The sequence below is a fragment of the Mediterranea sp. ET5 genome (assembly GCF_023337025.1).
Taxonomy (GTDB): Bacteria; Bacteroidota; Bacteroidia; order Bacteroidales; family Bacteroidaceae; genus Phocaeicola_A.
This window is the reverse complement of the sequence record NZ_JAMBLN010000013.1, coordinates 48,783-73,382: the sequence shown is the minus strand read 5'-3', so window position 1 is coordinate 73,382 and position 24,600 is coordinate 48,783. Positions and strand designations below refer to the sequence as shown.

General features: G+C 52.5%; 23 protein-coding genes and 2 pseudogenes. 7 read left to right on the top strand and 18 right to left on the bottom strand.

What is annotated here, in order from left to right; translation table 11 throughout:
* Window positions 1-347: 347 nt before the first annotated feature.
* The 11 genes from ric to M3087_RS09125 form a co-directional block, all read right to left on the bottom strand.
* Entirely contained in the window at window positions 348-1,082 is a 735-nt protein-coding gene (ric, locus tag M3087_RS09175) for an iron-sulfur cluster repair di-iron protein (RefSeq protein ID WP_022383709.1), read from the bottom strand.
* A gap of 131 nt (window positions 1,083-1,213) precedes the next feature.
* Entirely contained in the window at window positions 1,214-1,948 is a 735-nt protein-coding gene (locus tag M3087_RS09170) for an HAD-IA family hydrolase (protein WP_249095177.1), read from the bottom strand.
* A gap of 21 nt (window positions 1,949-1,969) precedes the next feature.
* Complete coding sequence (locus M3087_RS09165) at window positions 1,970-4,006, bottom strand: patatin-like phospholipase family protein (protein WP_249095176.1); 2,037 nt, start codon at window positions 4,004-4,006, stop codon at window positions 1,970-1,972.
* A 132-nt stretch (window positions 4,007-4,138) separates the two neighbouring features.
* Complete coding sequence (locus M3087_RS09160; RefSeq protein WP_249095173.1) at window positions 4,139-5,485, bottom strand: glucose-6-phosphate isomerase; 1,347 nt, start codon at window positions 5,483-5,485, stop codon at window positions 4,139-4,141.
* Between the two features lie 13 nt (window positions 5,486-5,498).
* Window positions 5,499-6,500 carry an NAD(P)H-dependent glycerol-3-phosphate dehydrogenase gene (locus tag M3087_RS09155; RefSeq protein WP_022383713.1) on the bottom strand — a complete coding sequence of 334 codons (1,002 nt, stop codon included), beginning with the start codon at window positions 6,498-6,500 and terminating at the stop codon, window positions 5,499-5,501.
* A gap of 10 nt (window positions 6,501-6,510) precedes the next feature.
* A complete protein-coding gene (gene lysS, locus M3087_RS09150; protein WP_022383714.1) occupies window positions 6,511-8,238 on the bottom strand; it encodes a lysine--tRNA ligase in 1,728 nt (575 codons plus the stop codon).
* A 1,571-nt stretch (window positions 8,239-9,809) separates the two neighbouring features.
* On the bottom strand, window positions 9,810-11,165 hold the full coding sequence (locus M3087_RS09145; RefSeq protein WP_022384774.1) for a dipeptidase: 1,356 nt from the start codon (window positions 11,163-11,165) through the stop codon (window positions 9,810-9,812).
* A 125-nt stretch (window positions 11,166-11,290) separates the two neighbouring features.
* Window positions 11,291-12,370: a chorismate synthase gene (gene aroC, locus M3087_RS09140; RefSeq protein WP_022384775.1), complete on the bottom strand. Its 1,080-nt coding sequence runs from the start codon at window positions 12,368-12,370 to the stop codon at window positions 11,291-11,293.
* 238 nt (window positions 12,371-12,608) lie between these two features.
* A complete protein-coding gene (locus M3087_RS09135) occupies window positions 12,609-13,373 on the bottom strand; it encodes a porin family protein (protein ID WP_249095172.1) in 765 nt (254 codons plus the stop codon).
* The gene (locus M3087_RS09130) at window positions 13,370-14,524 is read right to left on the bottom strand and encodes a PCMD domain-containing protein (protein WP_106484385.1); all 1,155 of its coding nucleotides are present in this window, start codon (window positions 14,522-14,524) and stop codon (window positions 13,370-13,372) included. Before M3087_RS09130 ends, M3087_RS09135 begins: the two co-directional genes overlap by 4 nt.
* 132 nt (window positions 14,525-14,656) lie before the next feature.
* Window positions 14,657-15,277 (bottom strand): peptidylprolyl isomerase, encoded by a 621-nt coding sequence (locus tag M3087_RS09125; protein ID WP_249095169.1) that lies wholly within the window; start codon window positions 15,275-15,277, stop codon window positions 14,657-14,659.
* An 87-nt stretch (window positions 15,278-15,364) separates the two neighbouring features.
* On the opposite strand from M3087_RS09125, the gene M3087_RS09120 reads away from it, so the two are divergent.
* The 3 genes from M3087_RS09120 to M3087_RS09110 all read left to right on the top strand — a co-directional run bounded on the left by M3087_RS09120 (window position 15,365) and on the right by M3087_RS09110 (window position 17,226).
* Window positions 15,365-15,589 (top strand): hypothetical protein, encoded by a 225-nt coding sequence (locus M3087_RS09120; RefSeq protein WP_249095167.1) that lies wholly within the window; start codon window positions 15,365-15,367, stop codon window positions 15,587-15,589.
* Between the two features lie 47 nt (window positions 15,590-15,636).
* Entirely contained in the window at window positions 15,637-16,008 is a 372-nt protein-coding gene (locus M3087_RS09115) for a hypothetical protein (protein ID WP_022384779.1), read from the top strand.
* 177 nt (window positions 16,009-16,185) lie between these two features.
* Window positions 16,186-17,226 carry a sugar kinase gene (locus M3087_RS09110; RefSeq protein WP_106484382.1) on the top strand — a complete coding sequence of 347 codons (1,041 nt, stop codon included), beginning with the start codon at window positions 16,186-16,188 and terminating at the stop codon, window positions 17,224-17,226.
* A 101-nt stretch (window positions 17,227-17,327) separates the two neighbouring features.
* Here the strand turns inward: M3087_RS09110 and M3087_RS09105 are convergent, their stop codons facing one another.
* The 3 genes from M3087_RS09105 to M3087_RS09095 all read right to left on the bottom strand — a co-directional run bounded on the left by M3087_RS09105 (window position 17,328) and on the right by M3087_RS09095 (window position 19,414).
* Window positions 17,328-17,495: a DUF362 domain-containing protein gene (locus M3087_RS09105; RefSeq protein ID WP_022384781.1), complete on the bottom strand. Its 168-nt coding sequence runs from the start codon at window positions 17,493-17,495 to the stop codon at window positions 17,328-17,330.
* Window positions 17,496-17,759: 264 nt separating this feature from the next.
* Window positions 17,760-18,629 carry a bifunctional metallophosphatase/5'-nucleotidase gene (locus M3087_RS09100; protein ID WP_410796986.1) on the bottom strand — a complete coding sequence of 290 codons (870 nt, stop codon included), beginning with the start codon at window positions 18,627-18,629 and terminating at the stop codon, window positions 17,760-17,762.
* Entirely contained in the window at window positions 18,626-19,414 is a 789-nt protein-coding gene (locus M3087_RS09095) for a 5'-nucleotidase C-terminal domain-containing protein (protein WP_249095166.1), read from the bottom strand. The genes M3087_RS09100 and M3087_RS09095 overlap by 4 nt, the downstream gene beginning before the upstream one ends.
* A 214-nt stretch (window positions 19,415-19,628) precedes the next feature.
* Here M3087_RS09095 and rplS point away from each other — a divergent pair, with 214 nt between their 5' ends.
* The 3 genes from rplS (at window position 19,629) to M3087_RS09080 (ending at window position 21,179) form a co-directional block, all read left to right on the top strand.
* Complete coding sequence (gene rplS, locus M3087_RS09090; RefSeq protein WP_022384784.1) at window positions 19,629-19,982, top strand: 50S ribosomal protein L19; 354 nt, start codon at window positions 19,629-19,631, stop codon at window positions 19,980-19,982.
* A 163-nt stretch (window positions 19,983-20,145) separates the two neighbouring features.
* Window positions 20,146-20,577: a DUF4476 domain-containing protein gene (locus M3087_RS09085; RefSeq protein ID WP_249095163.1), complete on the top strand. Its 432-nt coding sequence runs from the start codon at window positions 20,146-20,148 to the stop codon at window positions 20,575-20,577.
* Window positions 20,574-21,179: an RNA polymerase sigma factor gene (locus M3087_RS09080; RefSeq protein WP_249095162.1), complete on the top strand. Its 606-nt coding sequence runs from the start codon at window positions 20,574-20,576 to the stop codon at window positions 21,177-21,179. Before M3087_RS09085 ends, M3087_RS09080 begins: the two co-directional genes overlap by 4 nt.
* A 72-nt stretch (window positions 21,180-21,251) precedes the next feature.
* Here the strand turns inward: M3087_RS09080 and M3087_RS09075 are convergent, their stop codons facing one another.
* Window positions 21,252-21,485, bottom strand: a complete 234-nt coding sequence (locus M3087_RS09075; protein ID WP_022384787.1) for a DUF2442 domain-containing protein — start codon at window positions 21,483-21,485, stop codon at window positions 21,252-21,254.
* An 869-nt stretch (window positions 21,486-22,354) separates the two neighbouring features.
* Here M3087_RS09075 and M3087_RS09070 point away from each other — a divergent pair.
* The gene (locus tag M3087_RS09070; protein ID WP_022385375.1) at window positions 22,355-22,885 is read left to right on the top strand and encodes a methylglyoxal synthase; all 531 of its coding nucleotides are present in this window, start codon (window positions 22,355-22,357) and stop codon (window positions 22,883-22,885) included.
* A 55-nt stretch (window positions 22,886-22,940) separates the two neighbouring features.
* Here M3087_RS09070 and M3087_RS09065 read toward each other — a convergent pair whose 3' ends face one another.
* From M3087_RS09065 to M3087_RS09060, 3 genes and pseudogenes are all read right to left on the bottom strand, one after another.
* Entirely contained in the window at window positions 22,941-23,498 is a 558-nt protein-coding gene (locus tag M3087_RS09065; RefSeq protein WP_249095160.1) for an SLC13 family permease, read from the bottom strand.
* 15 nt (window positions 23,499-23,513) lie between these two features.
* Window positions 23,514-23,591, bottom strand: a pseudogene (locus M3087_RS14420) (hypothetical protein); the annotation flags it as partial.
* Between the two features lie 110 nt (window positions 23,592-23,701).
* Window positions 23,702-24,505, bottom strand: a pseudogene (locus M3087_RS09060) (SLC13 family permease); the annotation flags it as partial.
* Window positions 24,506-24,600 lie beyond the last annotated feature (95 nt).

Below are 24,600 nucleotides of genomic sequence, written 5' to 3'. Positions count from 1 at the left end.
GCCCTGCAATCACAAGCATCTCACCTTCCGTCTGTCGTTCTTTTTCATCAACAGTTACCGACGGGGATTACTGACTTACCTGTGATAAACGCGATACTTACCCGTGATAGACGTGATACATACCAGGGATAGATAGACCAAAGTATTATACTTAGCCTACCTAAGTATTATACTTTGACCCCCTAAGTATTATACTTAGGTCTGTCAAAGGCAGGCTCCTGATTGACACAGGGCACATGTCTACCACGCCAAAGGCACGTGCCTCCAGTCCCCGGATACAAACACAGCGCGTCGGCTTTTACCCCGACGCGCTGCCCAATTTACATCTCTAACCCAAGCATTCATCTTCACCAAGCCACGCAGCGTGCCTCCAGTTCGACACTGCGGGGGAAGATGATATTGTTTTCTATATGAATGTGTTCGTGAAGTGCCTGTTCAAAGTCACGCAGACGTTCCAGCACCAGCCGATAGCTTCCGCAGGCATCTTCAGGTGCAGTATAGTTGTTGGTCAGTTCGGCAATGCGTGCGTGACGCACACCTTCGCCCTCATGTTCCATCTTCATCACACGGATGGGGTTTGCCACCGTTCCGCAGTGCATCGGAGCCTGACGGTGTCCTGCTTCGGAAGCCTCGAACAGTTCGAGCACATAGGGGAACAACACTTCTTCTTCCTTACCCAGATGGGCATCCAGTTCACCAAGTGATTCGGCAAAGAGTGCACGCACTTCATGCAGTTCCGGGTGACGGTCACCGTGTGCCTTCACCACCTTGTCGAGGAGATCAAGCGTCTGCGGACCCTCCCGACGGATGGTACGGTGATGAATTTTCAGCACATAGTCAATCAGCAGGTCAAGCGGCCAGGCATTGAAGTTTGGCGCGGCGCTTCCGCAACCACAACTACCGCCTTCACCTGCTTCGAGAGCTTTGATTACGTCTTCGGGTGATACCCCGGCTGCCCGACAGGCTTCCGTGAACTTCACTTCGCCGTGACAGCAGAAGTCGATGCCGAAACGACGGAATACTTCAGCCGTCGCAAAGTCGGCGGCAACGATTTGTCCTACGCTTTTCTGTGTATAATCCATATCCTTTTTCCTTTCCTTTGGTTAATTACGAAGGCAAAGATAGGATACAGCTCCCGGGAAAAATGTCACATACGTTACACGGGCGCATTTTTTATTCTGCCATGTCATTCAGTAAGCCCTGGACTTCCACCTTATTCTTCCCCCAGCTCTTTATAAAGTTCCTCCCACTGTTCGCTGAGTGCCAGCATGGAAGGAAGTAACAGATTCGCCCCCTCGTCAAGCAAAACTTGGTCAGGGAGCGGACCGGTATTCACGGCAACCGTAAAGATGCCCGCTGCAACCCCGGCATGCACCCCCATCGGAGCATTTTCCACGACAATCGCTTCATTGGGATGAAGTCTCGCCTTCTCTAAAGCCATCAGATAGGGTTCGGGACTGGGCTTTCCATGTTTTACATCGTATGCGGTCACCATGAGTTCCTGACGGAAGGTGTCGGGGAAGTTCCGGTTGAGACGCTCCAGCAGAGAAGCCTGCCCGGAACCGGTAACAACCATGATGGTCAGTCCGTCGGCCTTCATCTGGCGGATGGCTTCCCAGGCTCCCGGCATGCGTTCAGCCTTGGGATATGAATTGAAGATTTCGGTTTTGGTATGATAGATGCGTTCGATTTCTTCCGGTGTGGCATCGTGTCCCCGTTCGCGTTGGCTGACGATGTTGATGGTGGATGCACCGGTCCGTCCTTCATGCAGGTAGGCTTCCTCACAGGAGAGATGCATCCCGTAGTGTTTCATCGCCTCGTTCCACGCACGGGCATGGTTGGGCATGGAGTTGAACAGGACACCGTCCATGTCGAAGAGGACGGCTTTCAGATGGATGTGATGGTAGGAATGTTGTTTCAGATAGTTCTCGATAGCGTTTGTATACATAATGTCAAGTGATTATTCTCATTAGAACTCATACCCCAGGCTGACGTACGTACCCACTTTATGGGTGACATTGGAATAGTTGAAGGTAATCTCAATCGGCCCCAGGAAGGTGTCGTAGCCATAGGAAAGGCCGCCTCCCCACATCATCCCGCGGAACAGGTGTTGCCATTCGTCGTTTTGTACACCGGTATTTCCCGTCAGGGTGACATAGTGGTTCGAGCCCATACGCTGACGGAAACGGATGCCGGCAGTGAAAAGCTTGGAACCGGCCAGCTGCATGTAGTCGACACCGACAAAGGGAAGTTGCTGCGGGACATAGCGCCCGGGATTGTTACCTCCCATCATGTTGGCAATGGCAAAGCTGTAGGTCCGGTTCAGGATGGCACGTCCGCCAATCCATGGCAGGATGGTGAAACGGTTGCGCACCCGGAAAGCTCCCTCCCAGAAGGCACTGATGACGGGACACAGACGCCCCTCGTCGAAGTTGACGCCGTTGGTCGTATAGATTTCAGCGAGGACATTCCATTTGATTCCCTTGGTCGGGTAGGTCCGGCGGTTGAAGCTGTCAAACTGCATGTGCCCGTAATAGGTGATGAGATGCTGGTTCTGCAAGTCGAGCGTACCGTCGTCAAAACCGGAAGGCAACAGGACGTGCTTGTAGTTGAAGTACTCATAACGTCCGCCCAACGAACAGCGGATGCTGTTCCAGCTGCGCGAGATGTTGACCTGGGAAAGGTGGTGCAGGTAAGAGTAGGTGCTGAACTGACTCCCGTCGTTATAGAGGTCCATATCATTGTCATCCAGCTGATAGCTGAGGGTGACGTACCATTTCGGGTCAAACGGATGGGCCGTATAGTCGAGCCGTCCGGACATCTGCTGACCGAGACGTACGGTGAGCGATGCCTGGTGGGTCTTTTTCTTGTTCAGGCTGACGTTCGTATTCAGTATCAGTGCCGCCTGTGACTCATTGTCGAAGTGGACACCCACACTGATGGTGTTCTCAGGCATTTCGCCCGGGTCTATTTCGGAGACCACATCAATCTTCTCCTGTGCCCGTCGTGAACGGCTGACGAAGGGACCATGCGGTTTGGGCACGAAGTTCGGTGCGATGCCAATCTGGCGTTTCAAGTCGAGGAGGCTCTCCCAGTTGCGCCGTGCTGCCAGTTCGCCCCGCTCCAGAAGCACCTGTATGGCCTGCTCGTTGAAGCTGGCAGACGAATAGCCTTTCACGTTGACATGGATGTGGACATCGCTGTTCTGTACGTTCTCATTGTACTTCTCCACCCCCATCAGGTTGATGATTTGCCCCGTGATGTCGGCCAGTGTGTTGAGCTTGTCGGCACCGACCAGCCCTTCTTGCACATCGACACCGATGATGATGTCGGCACCCATCTGTCTGGCAACGTCCACCGGATAGTTGTTGATCATGCCGCCGTCGACCAGCACCATTCCTTTCCATTTCACCGGCTCGAACACGCCGGGAATGGACATGCTGGAGCGCATGGCAAGGGCAAGCTTGCCGCTGTGGAACACATACTCCTTGCCGTCGACAAGGTCTTCGGCGACGCAGGCAAACGGGACAGGAAGTTTGTTGAAGTCGATGGAGTCGTGATAGCCCACCGTCAGTTCGGAGAAGAGACGGGCAATGTTGCGTCCGGAGATGATGCCTCCCTTGAGCGCGTCCTTGGGCTTGTTCTTGAAGGGAACGGTGAGTGTATACTGTTCAGAGCGTTGTTTCTTGATGAGCAGTTCTTCATTGCGGTTCACGGCGTCGGAGAGGATGAAGCTCCAGTCCTGCATCCGCACGAGGCTGTCCATCTGAGCCGGTGTATAGCCGATGGCATACAGTCCGCCGATGATGGACCCCATGCTGGTGCCGACCACATAGTCGATGGGGATTCCTGCCTCCTCGATGACCTTCAGCGCGCCGATATGTGCCACTCCCTTGGCTCCCCCTCCGCTCAGGACAACTGCCACCTTCTTGCGGGGCGGCTGGGCTGCCTGTGTGGTGAGGATGCCTGCCAGCAACAGCAGGAGCAAGTAACATAGCTTTTTCATGAATCTGCACTCGTTTGATTTGAGCCCGAAGTTACAAAATAAGTCGTTAATCCGGCATAACAAATACACGAATTAACGACTTATGGAATATTCTTTAGCTATTACAGACCGCCGACGAGGCAGCCGGAAGCATCAGAGACGGGCACGGATGGCCTTTGACTCTTCTTCGTAACCCGGCTTGTTGAGCAGGGCGAACATGTTCTTCTTGTAGGCTTCCACACCCGGCTGGTTGAACGGATTGACACCCAGGATGTAGCCACTGATACCGCAAGCCTTCTCGAAGAAGTAGATGAGTTGTCCCAGGTAGAACTCGTTCAGCTCGGGAACGGCAACGCGCATGTTGGGCACTCCACCATCCACGTGTGCAAGCTGTGTACCCAGCTCAGCCATCTTGTTCACTTCATCGACCCGTTTGCCGGCGAGGAAGTTCAGGCCGTCCAGGTTCTCGGCGTCGCTCGGGATTTCGAGATGGCATGCCGGTTGCTCGACGGAGATGACCGTTTCGAAGATGATGCGCTCACCTTCCTGAATCCATTGGCCCATGGAGTGAAGGTCGGTCGAGAAGTCCACGGCTGCGGGGAAGATTCCTTTGTGGTCCTTGCCTTCCGACTCGCCGTAAAGCTGCTTCCACCATTCGCTGACATAGTGCAACTTCGGATGGTAGTTGACGAGGATTTCAATCTTCTTGCCATTCTGTGCATACAGGGCATTGCGCACTGCTGCATACACAGCCGACGGGTTCTCCATGAAAGGCACGTCAGAGGCAGTCAGCTTCTCCATCGAGGCAGCTCCCTCCACCAGTTTTTCGATGTCATAACCGGCAGTGGCGATGGGAAGCAGACCCACCGGAGTCAGTACGGAGAAGCGTCCGCCTACGTTGTCGGGGATGATGAATGACTTGTAGCCTTCCTTGTCGGCTGTCACGCGGGCGGCGCCCTTCTTGGCATCCGTGATGGCAACAATGACCTTACGTGCCATCTCCTTGCCGCGTTGGCGTTCACATTGCTCTTTCAGCAGACGGAATGCCAGAGCCGTCTCGGTAGTCGTTCCCGACTTGGAGATATTGATGATACCGAACTTCTTATCCTTCAAGTATTCGGTCAGTTCGTACAAATAGTCTTCGCTGATGTTGTGCCCGGCATGAATCATCACCGGACCGTTGTGGTTGGTCTGCAACCACTGGAAGCTGTTGGAGAGAGCTTCATTGACAGCGCGGGCTCCCAAGTAGCTGCCGCCGATGCCTGCCACAATCACCACTTCGCAGTTCTCGCGAAGCACTTGTGCCGTAGCTTTCAGGTCGTCAAGGTGCTCTTTGCTGATGGTCGACGGAAGGTGGAGCCATCCCAAGAAATCGTTACCCAGTCCTGTTCCTTCTTCGAGCGTCTTCATGGCGGCTTTCACCTGAGGCTCGTAAGCGGCAATTCCCTCCTTGGAGACGAACTTCGCCACTTTGTCGATGTTTAAGCAGATGTTCTTCATACTATAAATGTTTTTATCTAAACGAATCGGTTAAGAGTTTGATTTCCGTCATCGGGGGGACGCGCTTGTAGAGAATGTTGTAGACCGCGTCCAAGATGGGCGTATTGACATGGAAGTGTTCGTTGATTTCCTTCATGCACTTTGTCCCGTAGTATCCTTCAGCCACCATTGCCATTTCAATCTGGGCGGTCTTGACGGAGTATCCCCGTCCGATCATCGTACCGAAGACCCGGTTCCGGCTGAAGTTGGAATAGCCGGTGACGAGCAGGTCGCCCAGATAGACCGACTTGTCAATGTCACGCGGGATGGGGTGGATGACCGACAGGAAACGTTCCATCTCCTGAATGGCATTCGACAGCAGGACCGCCTGGAAGTTGTCGCCGTATTTCAGCCCCGTGCAGATGCCGGCAGCGATGGCATAGACATTCTTCAGGACGGACGCATACTCGATGCCGTCGACGTCGTTGCTGACGGAAGTCTTGATGTAGAATGTGTTCAACTTCTTGGCAAACAGCTCCGCTTTCTCTTCGTCCCGACAGCCGATGGTGAGATAAGACAGACGTTCGAGTGCCACCTCCTCGGCATGACACGGACCGGACACGACGGCGATGTTTTCCATCGGTACGTCGAGCACCCGGTTGAAATAGGTGGAGATGATCATGTTCTCGTCGGGCACGATGCCTTTGATGGCAATGACCACGAACTTGTTGGCGAGCTTGGTCTTCAGTTTCTTCAGCTGAGCCTTCAGGTAGGGTGACGGCGTGACGAAGATGAGGATGTCCGACTCGCGCGTGACCTTGTTGATGTCCGATGAAAACTGGATGTGACTCACGTCAAAATGCACCCCCGTGAGGTACGAAGGATTGTGTCCCAGCCGCTTGAAGTCCTCTATCTGGTCGGTACGTCGGATGTACCAGTTGATGGAGTCTTCATGGGTGAGCACAATCTTGGCGAGCGCCGTAGCCCAGCTGCCCCCGCCAATGATTGCTATTTTACCGGTTGGAAGTTCTGACATTTCTCTATCGTTATTCAATCTTGCCAATCCACTCTGCCACGTTGTCGACGGACGGGTTGGTGAGATTGAGTTTGAATTTCTTGTTGATGCCGCAAATGTCCTGGTGGAGCTTCTGCGGATTGACATCCTTCATGTCGGCAACGAGGTTGTAGCCGGCCTTCTGGATCAACGGTACCCACTCTTCAGGCACACCGAGTGCCACGTACTTGGCAGCCGGGTCTTTGGGGGCTTTCTTTTCCGGACGCATCTGCGGGAAGAAGAGGACTTCCTGGATGGTGCTCTGTCCGGTCATCAGCATCACGAGACGGTCCATACCGATGCCCATGCCCGAAGTCGGAGGCATGCCGTACTCCAGGGCACGTACGAAATCCTGGTCGATGATCATCGCCTCGTCGTCGCCCTTCTCACTCAGACGCATCTGTTCCTCGAAGCGCTCCAGCTGGTCGATGGGGTCGTTCAGCTCGGAATAGGCATTGCAGAGTTCCTTTCCGTTGACCATCAGCTCGAACCGCTCGGTCAGCTCGGGGTTGTTCCGGTGACGCTTGGTGAGCGGAGACATCTCAATGGGATAGTCGGTGATGAACGTCGGCTGGATGTAGTTGCCCTCGCAGAACTCGCCGAAGATTTCATCGATGAGCTTGCCCTTGCCCATGGTGTCGTCGATTTCCATGTTCAGCTTCAGGCAGATTTCGCGGATTTCATCCTCCGTCTTGCCCGTCAGGTCATAGCCGGTGAACTCCTTGATGGAGTCGAGCATGGTGACACGTTTGAACGGAGCCTTGAAGCTGATGGTGTTTTCGCCCACCTGCACGTCGGTCGTTCCGTTGACATCCAGACAGATTTTCTCAATCATCTTCTCGGTGAACTCCATCATCCAGTTGTAGTCCTTGTATGCCACATAAATCTCCATGCAGGTGAACTCGGGGTTGTGTGTACGGTCCATGCCTTCGTTACGGAAGTTCTTGCCGATTTCATACACACCTTCGAATCCACCGACGATGAGGCGTTTCAGGTACAGCTCGCTGGCGATACGCATATATAAAGGTATGTCGAGTGCATTGTGGTGGGTGATGAACGGACGGGCTGCCGCACCACCGGGGATGGATTGCAGGATGGGTGTCTCCACCTCCACATATCCCTTGGAGTTGAAATATTCGCGCATGGAGTTGAACACCTTGCTGCGTTTCAGGAAGATGTCCTTCACGCCGTCATTCACCACCAGGTCCACATAGCGCTGACGGTAACGGAGCTCGGGGTCTTCGAATTTGTCATAAGCCACCCCGTCCTTGTACTTCACGATGGGAAGAGGCTTGATGCTCTTCGACAGGACGGTCAGCTTCTGTGCATGCACGCTGATTTCGCCCATCTGGGTACGGAACACGAAGCCCTCGATACCGATGAAGTCGCCCAGGTCGAGCAGACGTTTGAAGACGGTAGTATATAAATCCTTGTTCTCACCCGGACAGATGTCATCGCGGGTGATGTATACTTGAATACGGCCCTTGGAATCCTGCAACTCGATGAACGAAGCTTTTCCCATGACGCGGCGGGTCATCATACGTCCGGCGATGGACACCTTGCGCGGCTCGGCGTTGTCGTCAAAGTTCTCTTTGATTTCCGTCGAGTAGGCATTGACCACATATTCTGCGGCGGGATAAGGCTCGATGCCCATGGCTCTCAGCTCATTCAGACTGTTGCGTCTGTTAATCTCTTGTTCGCTTAGTTCTAAAATATTCATCTTTCTTGTCTGTCAATGATTTAAGTTTCGCTTACACCCATCCAGCCCACCGACGAGGGCGGTCTGCCGACTGCCTGTCCGCTGCAGCTTGGGTTTGCGAAAGCTGAATTAATAGCTGTTTGGGGCAAAAATACGAATTTATTTGGCATAAGCGAACAAAAAAAGCATCGAAAACGGATGTTTACGATGCTTTTCCAACACAAAAACTAAACTAGACTTAACTAAACTATTCTATTCTCGGGAATTTCACAATCCCCTTTGTCTTTGGTGCAAATATAGAGATAGTTTTATTACGCACAAACATTTTATGCAGTTTTTTAAGTTCCGGCTATCATTTCATTGCATTCTTGAAGCAATTGATTATCAGTTCGTGTATGAAATCCGGGAATTGTCTCACAAATAGTCCAAAGCCGAACGTTTGAATCTTTTTGACAGCCAAAGAGTGGATACTGACGGAATCCATCGTCTTGTCCAGCTACAATTCATTCCATTGCAAAAGCTTTCCATCGGAAAGACTTTGCAACAAACGAGCAAAGATATCCTCATATATTTCATTACAGGTGAAATGAGCTTCGAAGAGGAGGTATAATGTAGGAGTTGATTTTATCAATAACAGACCTCTCCTTAAAAATAAGCAGAAAACACTCATATACAACCAATTACACAAATACATTTCGAAATATTCACTCTAAATACGAGTATTTGCACGTCTCCAAATACGAGTAAATGCACATTCAAAGGCTTTATTGAGATAGTCAATCACGACGAACATTCGTTCACAATGTCGGGGTTGAGCCAACTTTAAAGAGGTACAACCCCGAATTATCCTTCTGACAAAATGTCAAACGAAGCCCTCCACAGTGCCCTTCCTCGCACCAAAATACAGTTTGGTGGATTCGAAGGCCCTTCTCAGGCGATTCGCAAAATACACTTTGCTACGGATTCAACGAAAAGGGTATCCATATCACACATTGGAATTGGATAGGTTTGCATCCGGATACGCCAGCCCTCTTGACCAATGCTTTTTATTACCTTCCGATTTGTTGACACGGCACATCTTCTGGAGAGTGAAACCCGGTGTTTTTGCGTTTCATTTTCCAAAGATTTGACTTCCGAGCACGAAACAATAGTGTTTGGCAGGTGAAACTATATTGTTTGACGCCTCAAACTATATTGTTTGGCTCGCGAAACAATATTGTTCCGGGCACGTTTTGTCTATATTCCGAAAATGAAATGTATAGTTTTCTAAAATCAAAGGCTTCTTTCAGACATTCCGTTTGTAATCATTCACGTTTCGTCTCCAGATTATCGGATTTCCGAAAAGTGCGAGTTAGCACAAAAGGTGTTTTTGGATAAATTCGTCAAGCGGATGAGAGGAATCGGTTTCTTTTTGACAGAAGGCTTGGCTTAAGATGAAAGGAAGAAGAGGCGGTTGAGGAAACGCAGTCTTCAGCATCAGCTAAAAAAAAAACGGAAGCACGAAGGGGCGGAAGGCAGGGAAAGGAAAGACCTCTCCCCTGTCGGCTCCGTGTCCTTGTGCCTCCGTTTGACGGGTGGAAAAATGAAGAGCATCAGAAACCTTGACGGTGGAATTCCACGACGGCTTCGATGCCCTTGCGGATGATGTCCAAGGGGATGTTTTCATTCGGCGAATGGATGGCGTTGCTCTCCAAGCCGAAGCCCATCAGGACGGTCTTGACACCGAGAATCTGCTCGAAATCCGAAATGATGGGGATGCTTCCACCCCGACGCACTGCCAGCGGTTGCTTGCCGAAAGCCTTGGCAAACCCTTTCTCGGCTGCCTTGTAGGCAGGGAGGTCGATGGGGCAGACGTATCCCTCGCCGCCATGCATCGGGGTCACTTTTACCTTGACGGAACGTGGGGCGATGGACTGGATGTAGTCTGCAAACAACCGGGAGATTTCTTCGTGCTGCTGATGCGGAACGAGCCGACAGGACACCTTGGCATAGGCCTTCGAGGGAAGGACGGTCTTCGACCCTTCGCCTGTGTAGCCGCCCCAGATGCCGCAGATGTCGAACGACGGACGGCAGCTGTTGCGTTCCAAGGTGGAGTAGCCTTTTTCGCCCTGCAACTCGTCAACGCCGATGGCGGCCTTGTAACGTTCCTCGTCAAAAGGTATCTGGGCAATCATGCGACGTTCGGCGTCGGGCACCTCCTCCACTCGGTCATAGAAGTGGGGGACGGTGATGCGTCCGTCGGCATCGACCACCTGAGAGAGCATGGAACAGAGCACGTTGATGGGATTGGCAACGGCTCCACCGAAGTGTCCCGAGTGAAGGTCTCGGTTAGGTCCAGTGACCTCGATTTCCCAGTAGGCAAGTCCGCGCAGTCCGGTGGTGAGCGAGGGCAGGTCAGCACCCAGCATGCTGGTATCCGACACAAGGATGACGTCCGCCTTCAGCAGTTCCTTGTGCTCCTTCAGGAAGGCATTCAGACTCGGCGAGCCTATCTCCTCCTCCCCTTCGAAGATGAACTTCACGTTGTGTTTCAACGCTCCCTCGCGCACCATGTACTCGAACGCCTTCACCTGGATGAACGACTGTCCCTTGTCATCGTCGGCACCGCGTGCGAAGAGGTGTCCGTCACGGATTTCCGGTTCGAAAGGCTGGCTCTTCCAGAGCTCCAGTGGTTCGGGCGGCATGACGTCATAGTGGGCATAGATGAGCACGGTGGGTGCGTCGGGTGAGACACGTTTTTCGGCATAGACCAGAGGGTTGCCCTGTGAGGGCATCACCATCGCCTCGTCAGCTCCGGCAGCGAGCAGGAGTTCCCGCCAGCGTTGGGCACAGGCGAGCATGTCGTCCTTGTGCTCCGGCTGGGCACTGATGCTGGGGATGCGGATGAGGCTGAACAACTCGTCCATGAACCGGGGTTCGTTTTCCCGGATGTAGTCTTTAACTTCCATAAGCTTGATGTTTATAGGCAGAGCCGCAGGGCTGTCCGTCGGATGTGGGACGACAGTCCCCGCAAGCTCCCGCTGAGGTTTGAAATATCTGTTGAGTGCACACCTGGCTGCCCGTCGTCCGTGTTCTACAGACGCGTCGCCTTGTCCATCAGGTAATGGTCAAGCAGGGTCAGGGCAGTCATGGCTTCGACCACGGGTACGGCACGGGGCAGGACGCAGGCATCGTGTCGTCCGCGTGCCGTGACGCGGGTATCGTTTCCGTTGACGTCGACGGTCTCCTGCTCCATGAGGATGGTGGCGACGGGTTTGAAGGCAACACGGAAGTAGATGTCCTGTCCGTTGCTGATGCCTCCCTGGATGCCTCCCGAGTGGTTGGTACGGGTGTCGATGCGTCCGTCGTTGTTGTAGAAGATATCGTTCTGCTGGGAGCCGAGGAGATCCATGCCGCCGAAGCCTTCGCCGTACTCAAATCCCTTCACGGCATTGATGCCAAGCATGGCAGCACCCAGCGCGGCATGCAGTTTGCCGAAGACCGGTTGTCCCAGTCCGACGGGACAGCCCTTCACCACACAGGTGATGACTCCCCCGACGGTGTTCCCCTTGCCTTTCACACGGGCAATCAGGTCCTCCATCTCCTTCGCTTTCTCCGGGTCGGGACAGCGCACCATGTTCTGCTCGATGAGGCTGAAGTCGTAGTGTGTGTAGGGATGTTCGAGGGCAATGGTGCCCACTTGCGAAGTGTATGCGGTGATGCGCACGCCCAGCTGTCGCAGGGCAAGTTTGGCAAGTGCTCCGCCCACACAGCGGGAGATGGTTTCCCGTGCCGACGAGCGTCCGCCTCCGCGATGGTCACGGATGCCGTATTTGCAGCTGTAGGTGTAGTCGGCATGTGAGGGGCGGTAGAGGTTGCGCAGGTTCTCGTAGTCTGATGAATGTTGATTTGTATTCCGGACGATGAATCCGATGGGGCAACCTGTGGAGCGTCCTTCGAAGATGCCCGAAAGGAATTCCACCTCGTCGGGCTCCTTTCGTGGGGTTGTGATGCGGCTTTGTCCCGGACGGCGTCGGTTCAGTTCCGCCTGTACGAAGTCGGTGTCAATCTCGATGCCTGCGGGAAATCCGTCGAGGACTCCCCCCACGGCAGGGCCGTGCGATTCTCCGAAGGAGGTCAGGCGCAGCAGGTTCCCAAATGTACTGTTGAACATAATGCGTTTGTATTAGTTACGTAAGCTTCGCAGGCATTCCACCGGACCGGCTGGTTTCTTGTCAACCCGACGCGAGCCTGCGAAAGTCGAATGAGTCAGGTGCTGAATTTATAAGCGTGCCAAATATAGCGTGAATAGTTGGAAGTATCAACAGCAAGAGGCACGAAGGCGCAGAGTTTTTTGTCTGACTCTGCATCTCCGTGCCTCTTGTCTGTCGGGCTGACCCTGGGCATGTGTCTCAGAACACGTATCCGAAGCCCAGGTTCAGGTAAATGTTGTACATGCTGAACGTGATGGTCTCGAAGTCCTTCTCGAAGATGTCGTTCAACCCCCACTGGAGGTCGGCATTGAGCCGGAAGTGGCGGTTGACTCTCCAGGAACCTCCTGCCTGGAGTCCCCACTGGAACTTGCGCAGGTTGTCCGAGAAGTCATAGGTGGCGGTGGCATCGCCGGTGAAAGGCACCTTCTGTCCGGTCGGGTCATTCTCGCGCAGGTATCCGTCAGAGACGTGTCCGGAGAACTTGCCGTCCATAAGGTATGCCACATAAGGACCGAAGCGCAAGTTCCAGACGGAGCTGAGCTTGTAAGCTGCCATGACGGGCACGGTGAGGTAGGAATTGGTGACGTCGGTCTGCACCAGTCCGGTCCAGTTGCCCTTGATGCGTCCGCCTCCGTCAATCAGCTCCATGCTGTAGTTCTTCACACGTGCCTCGGTACTCATTTTCTTGTTGTCGAACGAGATGCCGCTGCTGAAGCCCCATTGGTTGTCAAACCACTTGGTCACCTGGATACCCAACGACAGCGCCAGCCCCGGGTTGTAACTCTCGATGGAGCGGATTTCCTCCGGCAGAGGAAGGGGTGAAGTGCCGCCGATGCTGAATCCGGCCTTGACTTCAAAGTCGATGTGATGTTCCTTCAGGTTGTAGTGGAACAACTGTTGTGCCTTGGTCTGTCCCAGGCAGAGCAACAAGGCGATGGCTGTAAGGATGAATTGCTTTTTCATTGGTTACCCTCCTCTTCTTCATAGTGCAGTTTGACATCGTCGACATAGAGCGTACTGCCTTCGGCTCCGTTGAAGTAGGCTCCTTCCTCGCTCGAACTCATGACGATGGCCAGGTTATAATCTCCGTTCTTCATTTTCGCCTCGTCGAATGCCGTTCCGCCCTCAAACGGTTGGAACTCGATGAAGAAGTGAGTCCAGTCGTCGGCTTCGTGACGTTCTTCACGCGGAAGGTGAGCCAGCAGTACGATGCTCGGGTCACTCAGGATGTTATAGCCATCCAGGTAGGAATTGGTCGCCTTGGTGGCATCGTAGAGCACGGCGTAGATGTCCCACATGTCGGTGTCGTGCTTATGCTGTTCGGGAGTACCCACGGTCATGGTTGCCCCCGCCTTGTACTTGAAATAACCTTCGAGGCTGATGGGTCTGTAGGGGAACACTTCACCGGCACCAAAGTGGGTGCAGACGGCAGGTTCATTGATGTTTTCCAGTACGAACTTTCCGGTAAACAGGTTTCCGGCAGCAATCGGTGCCAACGCTACGGCAGCACTGGCCTTCGGTCTGCAGGTGACCAGCTTGACACATTTGCCGGTACGTCCCTCGTCCCAGGAACAGGTCGGGAACACCGTCGGGTCGTCGGGCAGACCGTCCAGCTTGGCAGCCAGGACAAAGCCGCTGTTTCCACTGGCCCATACCAGGGTCGTCGAACCTTGCGAGTCAACCTCTTCGATCTGATGATAGTGATAAGGATAGCTTCCGGGATTCTCTACCCGGACAAGGCTTACCCCTTCAAAGTCGTAATCGGACAGGATGCTCCGGTCTTGCTGTACGGTGACGGTATAGGTCTTTTTCCATTTCTTGTCTTCCGAGGTCACCGTGTAAGTCTGGGGAAAGGTGAAGTTGCGTGCCGTCCCGCTGGGCGGTTCGATGGTGGCACCCGGTGTCAGTTCAAATTGAGGAGCGAGATTGGCGGCATTCACGCCTACAGAGACCACGAGGGTCACTTTGTCATTCTCGATGAGAGGCGGACGTTTCAGCACATTGCCATCGAGCACACAGCTCACAATGTCGGCTTCAGCGTTCGGAGCTTCGTCTTGGATACAAGACACGAAGAAGAACATGCTCAGCAATAAGAGTAAAGGAAACTTTTTCATTGTGCTTGGTTTTGTTACGAGGTATAAAAAAGAATCTTCGGAAGGACTGTACCTCGAAAGATGGGGCAGAACCTTCCGAAGATTCCATAGATGGTTCCTGTTCAGTTGTTCAGGACAAATGTCTTCGTTTCATCAGGAGTGGCAGCCACATCCGCAACCGTCATGGTGGTGTCCGTGCTCACCGCAGCCGCAATCGTCGCCACAGTCATCGCTGCCACAGCCTCCGCCGCAGCAGTCGCAGCCACCGCCACAACCTTCACCGGCAAACATATTGATCACTTCCTGGATTTCAGCATTCGTTGCCGGACGGGATTCTGTCACGGTACCTACAAAGTGGAGGTCCTTGCCGGCAAACGGATGGTTGAAGTCCATCACGACTACATTGTCCTTCACCTCCACGACAGTCCCGTTCAGGCGGTTGCCGTCGCTGTTGAGCATCGGAAGGACGTTGCCGGCAAACACACGCTCAGAGTCAAATTTGCCGTCCACTACGAAGAAGTCCTTCGGCAGTTCGAGGATGTGTTCGGGGTCGATTTCACCATAAGCTTCAGCCACGGGGATGACAAAGTCGAATGCATCGCCCTGGGCGAGCTTGGCTATGTTGGCTTCAAAACTCTCCAGTGTGATGCCCATGCCCGAAATAAATTGGAAAGGATGCTCCACCGGAGCTTTTTCCATCATGACTTCTTTACCGTCATTGTCCACATACAACTCGTAGGACACGGTAATGTATTTGTTTGCGTTATTCTCCATATACTTATATATATGCAATTAATAAATAGGATTGGTTAAATAGATAATACTAATGGTGGGCAAAGATACATAAATCTCCAGCGATATATGGAAGAAAAGAAGCTAATTTTGCAAAGGATGCTTGCTTTTTACCCGATATTCTTACATATATTTGCAGAATCGACCATTTTTATGATAGATTCTCTTGATATAAATCAAATAAGTGACGATTTAGATTTACATTTACGTTTATTAACACCAAAAGGATTGGAAGTGGTGAAAAGCTATATATCTTTGCAGTGTCAAAATGATAGAGAAAAGAGAAAAATTTAGGTAATTAGTTTTTAGGAATAACATTTAAGGTAAAAAGGAGAAAGATTATGAAAAGGATTACATTACTTTTTGTAGCGTCTCTATTTGTTGGCGCTACAAGCTTTGCAGGAGAAAGAATCGCGAATGTAAGTGGTAATGCGTGGAACTGGTCAGTCAGCGCCGGACGTCTGACAAACTACCTGGAGCTGAACAGCAATCAGTATGACGAGGTATCCACGGCTTGCGAATATTTCTCAGACAAATTGTTGCAGGCAGCGCGCAGTAAAGACGAGGCTTCCCGTTCGGCACTGGTCCGCAAGGCGGTTTGGGGCAACCTGAAGCTGATGAAATCGGCATTAAGCGAGCAACAATACAGAAAATATGTGACGTTGTTAAATTTGACTTTACACAATAAAGGGCTTGATGTTTATTTGGATTAATAAGAAAGACAAATACAATTAATCGAGAGAGAGAAAAGCACAGCAGAAGAGGACAATGTTTCTCTTCTGCTTTTTTTATGCTATGATTACTTTCGTTTTGCTTGTTGACCGGGTTTTCTTACGTAACTTTGCAAGGTCACAGGTTGTGATAAACGATCAAACGAAACAAACACGAATATGAGTAAGAAAATTGTAACTTTTGGCGAGATCATGCTACGCCTGACCCCTCCCGACAATCTGCGTATCCAGCAGAGCCGCGTCTTCCTGGCTAACTATGGAGGCAGTGAAGCCAATGTGGCGATTTCGATTGCCAACTACGGGGGCGAAGTGGACTACATCACCCGTTTGCCGGAGAATGCATTGGGTGAGAACTGCATCACGGAGCTGCGTTCGCACAATGTCGGCACCCGGAACATCTTGCGTGGCGGGAAGCGGCTGGGAACGTATTACATGGAGAAAGCCGTAGCCTTGCGTAACTCCGAGGTAATCTATGACCGCGAAGGCTCTTCCTTCACGGACTTGCAGCCGGGCATGATCGACTGGCACAGCGTATTCGAGGGAGCCAGCATCTTCCACTGGTCGGGCATTGATGCTTCCCTGACTGACGGGTTGGCTGCCGTATGCGAGGAGGCCATCCAAGTGGCTGACGAAATGGGGCTGACCATCTGCTGCGACATCAACTACCGCAAGAACCTGTGGCGTTACGGCAAGACTGCAAGCGAGGTGATGCTTCCGTTGATGCAGCACAGCGATATCCTGTTCGGCAGCGAAGGGGAATATGCCAAGATTCTGGGCATTCCGGCACCGGGCTTTGACTCGAAGTCGGCTGCCGACGGCATCGACCGCTATGCCTACGACAGTTTCTGCAAGGAAATCAGCAAATCCGTTCCCCGATGCAAGCACATCTACATCGCCCTGCGCAATGTCCTGAGTTCAGAGCACCACACGCTTGCCGGTGCCCTTCATTCCAACGGAACGACGAAGTTCACACGGGTCTATGACATCAACAACATCATCGACTGCATCGGTGTGGGGGATGCCTTTGTGGGTGCCCTGCTCTATGCACACACGGTGTATGACGATGACCAGAAACGGGTGGATTTTGCAGCTGCGGCATCGGCGTTGAAGAATACCATCGCCGGAGACTATAACATGATGAAGGCTGCCGAGATTGAATCGCTCGTGGAGAAAGGCGAGAGCGGAGAGGTGAGCCGATGAGCATCATCAGCTTCGGAATGAATATGTAAAAGAAGGGTGCATCGCTTCGTGCGACGCACCCTTCGTCTAAATCTTTGTCTGACTTTGTAGTTCTTCGGATATTAGCCCAAGCTGATAGCTTCAGAAGGACAAACATCTGCACAAGTACCACACTCGGTGCACATATCCGGGTTGATAGAGTATTTGTCACCTTCAGAGATTGCTCCAACCGGACATTCGTCAATACAAGTACCGCAAGCGATACAATCGTCACTAATTACGTAAGCCATTTTCTTATCAATTTAAGTTGTTAGTACCAATTCAACGCTGCAAATATACACCTTTCTTCCATTGATTGTAATCTCTACTAGGCAAAACGGGATAATTTGTATCCGTTCTAAATAACGGCATCGGAGGACGGACGGGGAACTACTGTTCGTTATTCGTCTTTAACCGTTTGTAAGGAAAAGGATTGTAGGAAGATAGGTTTCGGAATGAACGGTACGGCGGAAGGTTGCTTCCGTCATTTCAAAAAAAGTGTTTCTAAACAAGCATCACTCCGAGCGGGAGGATTCCCGGCTATAATCCACCTCTATCCAGCCCAGGAAACGTCCGTACTTGCCCATCTGCTGCACCGGGACAGGGAGTCCGTCCAGGTTGGGATAAGTCAACGGATGTTCGAAGTAGGAATGCGAATGACCGCCCAGCACCAGATCGATATGACGGGTGGAGGCTATCAGCGTCTCGTCGCTCTCCGCTCCCTTCCAACCCAGATGAGAGAGGCAAATCACCAGGTCACAATGTTTCTTCCGCTTCAGCAGGGCAGCAACCCGGTTGGCTGCAACGACAGGATCCTCGTAACGTACGCCACGGTAGTACTCCGAGAAGATGAGTCCTTGCGGACGCGGGCTGAGTCCGAATACGCCTATCTTCAGTCCGCCCCGATGCAGGATGACGTAGGGCTTGATGAGCCCGTCGAGCGGTGTGTCTTCGAAGTGGTAGTTGGCACAGACCACAGGAAAGTGTGCCCGGCGAACGAGACGTGCCAGGTTGTCCAACCCGAAATCAAACTCATGGTTGCCCAGGGTGCAGGCATCATAGCCCATCGCGTTCATCAGGTCTATCTCCACCTCTCCCTTAAACAGGGCGTAGTAAGGGGAGCCTTGCGAGAAGTCACCCGAATCAAACAGCAGCACCCGGTCGGCGCCATGCTCTTTGCGCAGCCGATGAAGCAGGGTGGCACGACGGACGGCTCCTGCCTTGCCTGCCAATGCCGTGTCGGGATAAGCAGGTTCCACCGGGTCGATGGTGCTGTGGGTGTCGTTCGTGTGATAGATGTAGAGTTTGTCTTGTGCCTGCACCGTCGGGAGGACGACACACCACCCCATCAGCAGGCAGAGCAGGAAGATGTTCAAACGGTTCATGGTGCTGTTTCTGATTGTAAGAGGATACGGCGCTGTGACGGAGCTGTCAGCGAGTCTCCGGCAGCACGGAGGGCCGAGAGATGGTCAGCGAAAAGGTCACGCAGGTAGACACCCGGCGGAAATTCCTTCTGTGTCACGGTCCCGAGGACCACCATCCTGCTGTTTCCTTCCGCCAGGTAGTCGATGGTTGCCACCCGATAGGTGCATGTGTCATCCAGCGGACTTCCGCCGACCGTTGCTGCCAACAGATGTCCCGACGCATCCGCCGTCAGTGTGCAACCCGAAACGGCAACCGACCGTTCGCGCACCGCCGCGGCAAACAACTCCCGAAGCTGGCTGCCCGACAGGGTGAGCACACAGAAACGGTTGTCGAAAGGAAGCACCTCATAAAGGTGGCGCAACGTAATGTCGCCGGCAGGCAATGCACTCCGAATGGCACCGATGTTGATGATGCCGACGTCCGCCTTCCTGCCACAGTGACGGACAGCCGCCTCACGCAACACATCCGCCACCAGTCGGGACAATGGACTGTCCATGCTGTCTGCCGTCAACGGTACGGCGGCACAACCTATCACCGGACTCATCACACGGTCTATGCGATTCTTATAAGTGTGGACCAACCTCTGCACCGCCGTGTCGGGAGCCGCATCAAGGGCAGCCGTCAGTTCCAACCGTCCACCCGTCAGCGAATGGATGACCGGCGGACGGGACGACGTACAGGAGGCAGACAGCAGCAAGGCGATGCTGTAAATCAGGGTCAGTCGGAGGTTTATGCTTCTCTTCATAAAAACGATTTCAGACCGCATCCGGGCGGAAAGACGTGCAAAGGTACGTAAAAAGCAAAGAATCACACTCTTTCAGGAAAATATTTGAAGGGAAGCCTTGTGAGTGTGACAAATATCGTGTATTTTTGCACCGCTTTCCGCGCAATCGCTGTCACAGGAAGAGTAACTTGATATGTTGCGTTGGTCACGATAAACAATTTAATAAAACGAACAAATGGATTTAATTAAAATTGCAGAAGAAGCATTTGCTACCGGTAAAGAGCATCCGAAATTCAAAGCTGGTGACACCGTTACCGTAGCTTATCGTATCGTCGAGGGTAACAAGGAGCGTGTACAGATGTACCGCGGTGTTGTTATCAAAATCGCAGGACACGGAAACAAAAAGCGTTTCACGGTTCGCAAAATGTCCGGCACAGTGGGTGTTGAGCGTATCTTCCCCATCGAGTCTCCGGCCATCGACAGCATCACTGTCAACAAAATCGGTAAAGTACGTCGCGCCAAATTGTACTATCTGCGTGCACTTACCGGTAAGAAAGCCAGAATCAAAGAAAAGAGAGTCAGCCTCTAATTCGTTGGCTAAACAGCATAAAAAAGGGAGTCCGAAGTTACGGATTCCCTTTTTTATTGCCTCGTCCCTATGGTATTCTCACACGAATTGGCTATCTTGCCGCCCTAAACCCCAACCAACGGCGCCTCTCACGACACCAACCCGTTGCAAACCATTCATACCGATGAAAAAAATCCTCTTTCCCATTCTCGGCCTGTTGCTCCTGTCCGTCTCCGTTTCTGCAGACGGGAACGACAACGCCACCCGTCCGTCTGTTCCGGAACGGACTTCCGTGGAACAGTATCCCCGCCACTACCGGATGCAGGTGCTGAGCAACCATGCACTCGAACGCATCATCAAGCTGGCAAAAGAAGTCTCCTTCAGCGACGACCGCCGCTGTCTGCTCGAAGCTGCCCTGATCGAACGCCACATCACCTGCGACCAGTGCATCCGTCTGATGAAAGAGCTGGCAGACTTTGACGACGAACGGCTGGACATCGTACGCCTCGTCCGCGGAAACCTTGCCGACCCGGAAAACATCATCGACATCCTGGACGAATTCTCCTTCTCCTCCAACCGCGACACAGCCCGTGAGCTGCTCCGTCCCCGCCGATGACAACCGATACCCTCAAGTCCACCCGATGTCCGTCCGTCTCTGACCTGGACAGACAGATTGCCGCCCTGCTGCAGCAGGATGACGAGACGTGCCTGCGCCTTGCCTTCAGTCACTATTACCGTCCGCTCTGCCTCTATGCCACCCGTTACCTGCTGTCCCCCGACGACATCGAGGACCTCGTGCAAGGAGCCTTCATCTCGCTGTGGCGCAATCATCGCGGACGTTTCTTCACCGGTTCGGTGCGTGCCTACCTGTTCGGGGCAGTAGCAAAGGCTTCTCTGAAACGCATGGAGGAGGAGCAACGCTATTTTTTCGTCGACCTGGAGAGCGTGACCGACAGCCTCATCGACGAGCTGACTGCCGAGAGTGATTCCGACCGCGAGCGTATCCTCGGGCGACTTCACCGTGCCATCGATGCCCTGCCTGACCGTGCCCGTCAGGTACTCCGGCTCATTATCTTCCAGGGACTCTCCTACCGGGAAGTCGCCCACCAACTGGACATTTCACCCCACACGGTCCGCAACCATTATGCCTATGCCCTCTCACAGCTCCGCAAGAAACTGGGAGGGAAATGGATGCTCTGGTTGCTGCTTATGGGGTGATTGCACCTGGCTTCTCAGCCCCTGAATCCGCATGCCTGCAAGAAAAACTGGCTAAAGTTCATCCGACATCCATCAACAGGGGATGCCGTTCTCAAACAAATATTCGGGAGCTATATCCGCACCATTCGCCCAAAAGATAGTCTCATCCAATCCGAATTGGATAAACTTGGACTTGTCTTTCAACTCTTTGTATGCTGGATATTCCAAGAGCGGCGTGAGATCGACCTTACGTTTCTCGCCATTATTAAAGGTACATATCATGCTGTAGTCCCCTGTATATTCTACGTTTGTAACTTGTAGTATCATAGTCCTAAAATTTTATCGTTTAATCTTCCTGCCACAACTGGGCCCAGCAGTATTTACTTCATGACGGTCAGAAAACCGAGACACAAAAATCCAGCTTATAAATGACCAATCATGGTTCTTTGCAAAGATAACCAATTCACAACACAAGCTCTCAACTAATGGCTCTTCAAAAGTTTCCTGTCAGTCACAATGACAAACTATCACTTTGTCAAAGTGTCAAACGAATCGCCTGAGAGTGCCCTTCCTCGCAGCCAACTGCAAGTTTGTGCGCAAAACGGGCCTTCTCGGGCGATTCGCAAAATACACATTGTCAGAATCGGGGAATAATCGCCTGCATGCATACACAAACTGGGACGAAAATATCATCAGCAAGAAAGGAGAATGAGACGCATACCTGTCAATATCATAGTTCCCAATCGAACGTCTTCCGAAACAAACCAGAGGTAAAAATCACTAAATAATTGTTTTCAAACCATAAAACAAGTGTTTCACTGTTCGAAATCTTGACTTCGACGGATGAAACAATATTGTTTCACTCATCAAACAATATTGTTTGACGTACCAAACACAAGTGTTTGACTTCCCAAACAATATTGTTTCGCGGTATAATTATTCGTTTTTGACCCGGATTTGGAATAAGTATGCACGAACCATCGCATGAATATTCCTAAAAAAACCTACCTTGCCCGATTTTTCAAAAGTACGCGTTAGCTGGAAACAGTCAAATGGGAAAATCTGTCAAGCAAAACAGAAGAATCACTTACATTCTGTTTTCAGGACCTCGTCCAGAACTTTTCGTCAGGACTTGCTTGCACATTTCCGGCGATTCGCTACCTTTGTACAGGAAGTTCACTAAAAATGAAATACTTATGACAAAAGTTATTCGAAAAATCGGATTGGTGGCACACGATGCCATGAAGAAAGACATGATTGAATGGGTGCTGTGGAACTCGGAACGCCTCATCGGACATAAATTCTACTGTACCGGTACTACGGGAACATTCATCAAGAAGGCGTTGGAGGAAAAGCATCCCGACATCGAATGGGACATCACCCTCCTGAAATCGGGACCTCTGGGAGGAGACCAGCAGATTGGTTCGCGCATCGTGGAGGGGGAGATCGACTACCTGTTCTTCTTCACCGACCCCATGACCTTGCAGCCCCACGACACCGATGTGAAGGCACTGACCCGTCTTGCCGGCGTGGAGAACATCGTGTTCTGCTGCAACCGCTCGACAGCGGACCACATCATCACCAGTCCGCTCTTCACCGACCCGACGTATGAACGCATCCATCCCGACTATACCAACTATGCCCAGCGTTTCGCCAACCGCCCCATCGTTTCGGAGGCTGTGGAACAGGTGAAAAAGCGGAAAAACAGAAAGAAGTCCGAGGACTAACGGAGGGAGAAAGCCGGACCGGAAACGAAAACATTGAAAAACGAACAAGGAGGTTTCAGCTGTCCCGAGACGACGAACGTGTCGGGATACGGCTGAATGTCATGGGGTTGACGTTCATCGTCAGTGCAGCCTGATAGGCAACCGGATAGAGGATGGCAGCCGCCGCCGTATTGCTGACCAGCTCGGACAAGATGATGGCACACAGGCAGACGCAGGTCAGGGTCAGCAGCGGACTGTTTCCCGAGAAGGACAACAGTTTGGCTGCCAGGAGTTCGGCAAGACCCACCTTCTCAATGGCAAGTCCCATGCAGACGGAACCTGCAAAAATCAGCAGGATGCCCCAGTCGATGCTTTCGCGTGCCTGCCGGATGCTGCAACAGTGGGTGATAATCATGGCAAAGGCTGCCAGGAAACAGGAGGTCATGAGAGGCAGCACATTGAATGACGACAGCAGAATCATCGCCACCATAATCAGCGAAGACACAATGGTCTTGGAACCGATGTTGGGCACTTTCTCCGAATCAAACAACTGCAGGTCCGCCTGGTAGTTGGCAGGATGCTTCAGGAACGAGGGACTGCACTCCAGCAGCAGCGTGTCTCCCTTCTCCAGCACGACCTCACGGGGACTCTGCTGGATGCGTTCTCCCTCCCGGGCAACGGCAACCAGGACCACATCATTCTTCTCTTCAAAGTCAGTGTCCTCCATCTTCTTGCCCACCAGCGGACTGGTGAAACGGACGTTCGCCATCTCAGGCGCCGGTTGCGGTCGACTTCATCCAGAGTAAACACGTGGTGGGTGGCATTGACCAGCTGATGGGACTTCCGCAGTTCCAGAATCCGCTCGACATCACCGGAGAACACCAGACGGTCACCACCGAAGATGAACTCGTCCTTGCTCACCGGGGAGATGATTTCATGGTCAAAACGGATAATCTCAATGATGTGTCCGCCGGGGACCTTGTAAAGCCCGGCTTCCTCGACAGTCTCTCCCACATGAGGACATTCCGTCGGTACCAGCAGCTCGACCGTGTAGTCAGAGACATTCTCCAACGCATCCTCCTGCGATTTCCGTACAGGCAGCAACCGGCTCAATGCCAGTGTGGAGAGAATACCGACCACCAGGCAGAACACACCCACGACCGTCGGTGTGAACAGTCCTATCGCCTCCCCCGTATCGTCGGCATAAAAACCGGCAATCACCAGGTTGGTAGGCGAACCGATGAGCGTGATGGTTCCTCCCATGCACGAGGCATAGCTCAAGGGAATCAACAGTTTTGAAGGGGCGATGCCCAACCTTCTTGCCCACATCTTCACCGCACGCAGGAACAGGGCAACCACCGTCGTATTGCTCAACACCGTGCTCAGCATGGCCACGGGAAACATGAGGCGCAACAGTGCCTTCCCGTACGTCTTGGGCATGCCCAGGCAGTATTTGACAATCCATTGCAGGACACCGGAATAGACCAGTCCGGCAATGATGACAAACAGGGCGCCCGTCATGATGACCGACTCCGAACTGAAGCTGCTGAGCGCTTCGTCCACCGGAAGGACACCCGTAGTGACAAACACCACCATGCTGCCCATAAACACATAATCACCCGGCAGTTTTGTGAAGAGCATCAAGCCGAAGACCACCAGTATGGTCAGCAAGACAATCCACATATCCGGATTCATTCCTAGAAAAATGATACTTTCCATCGTTTTGCTTTATTTAG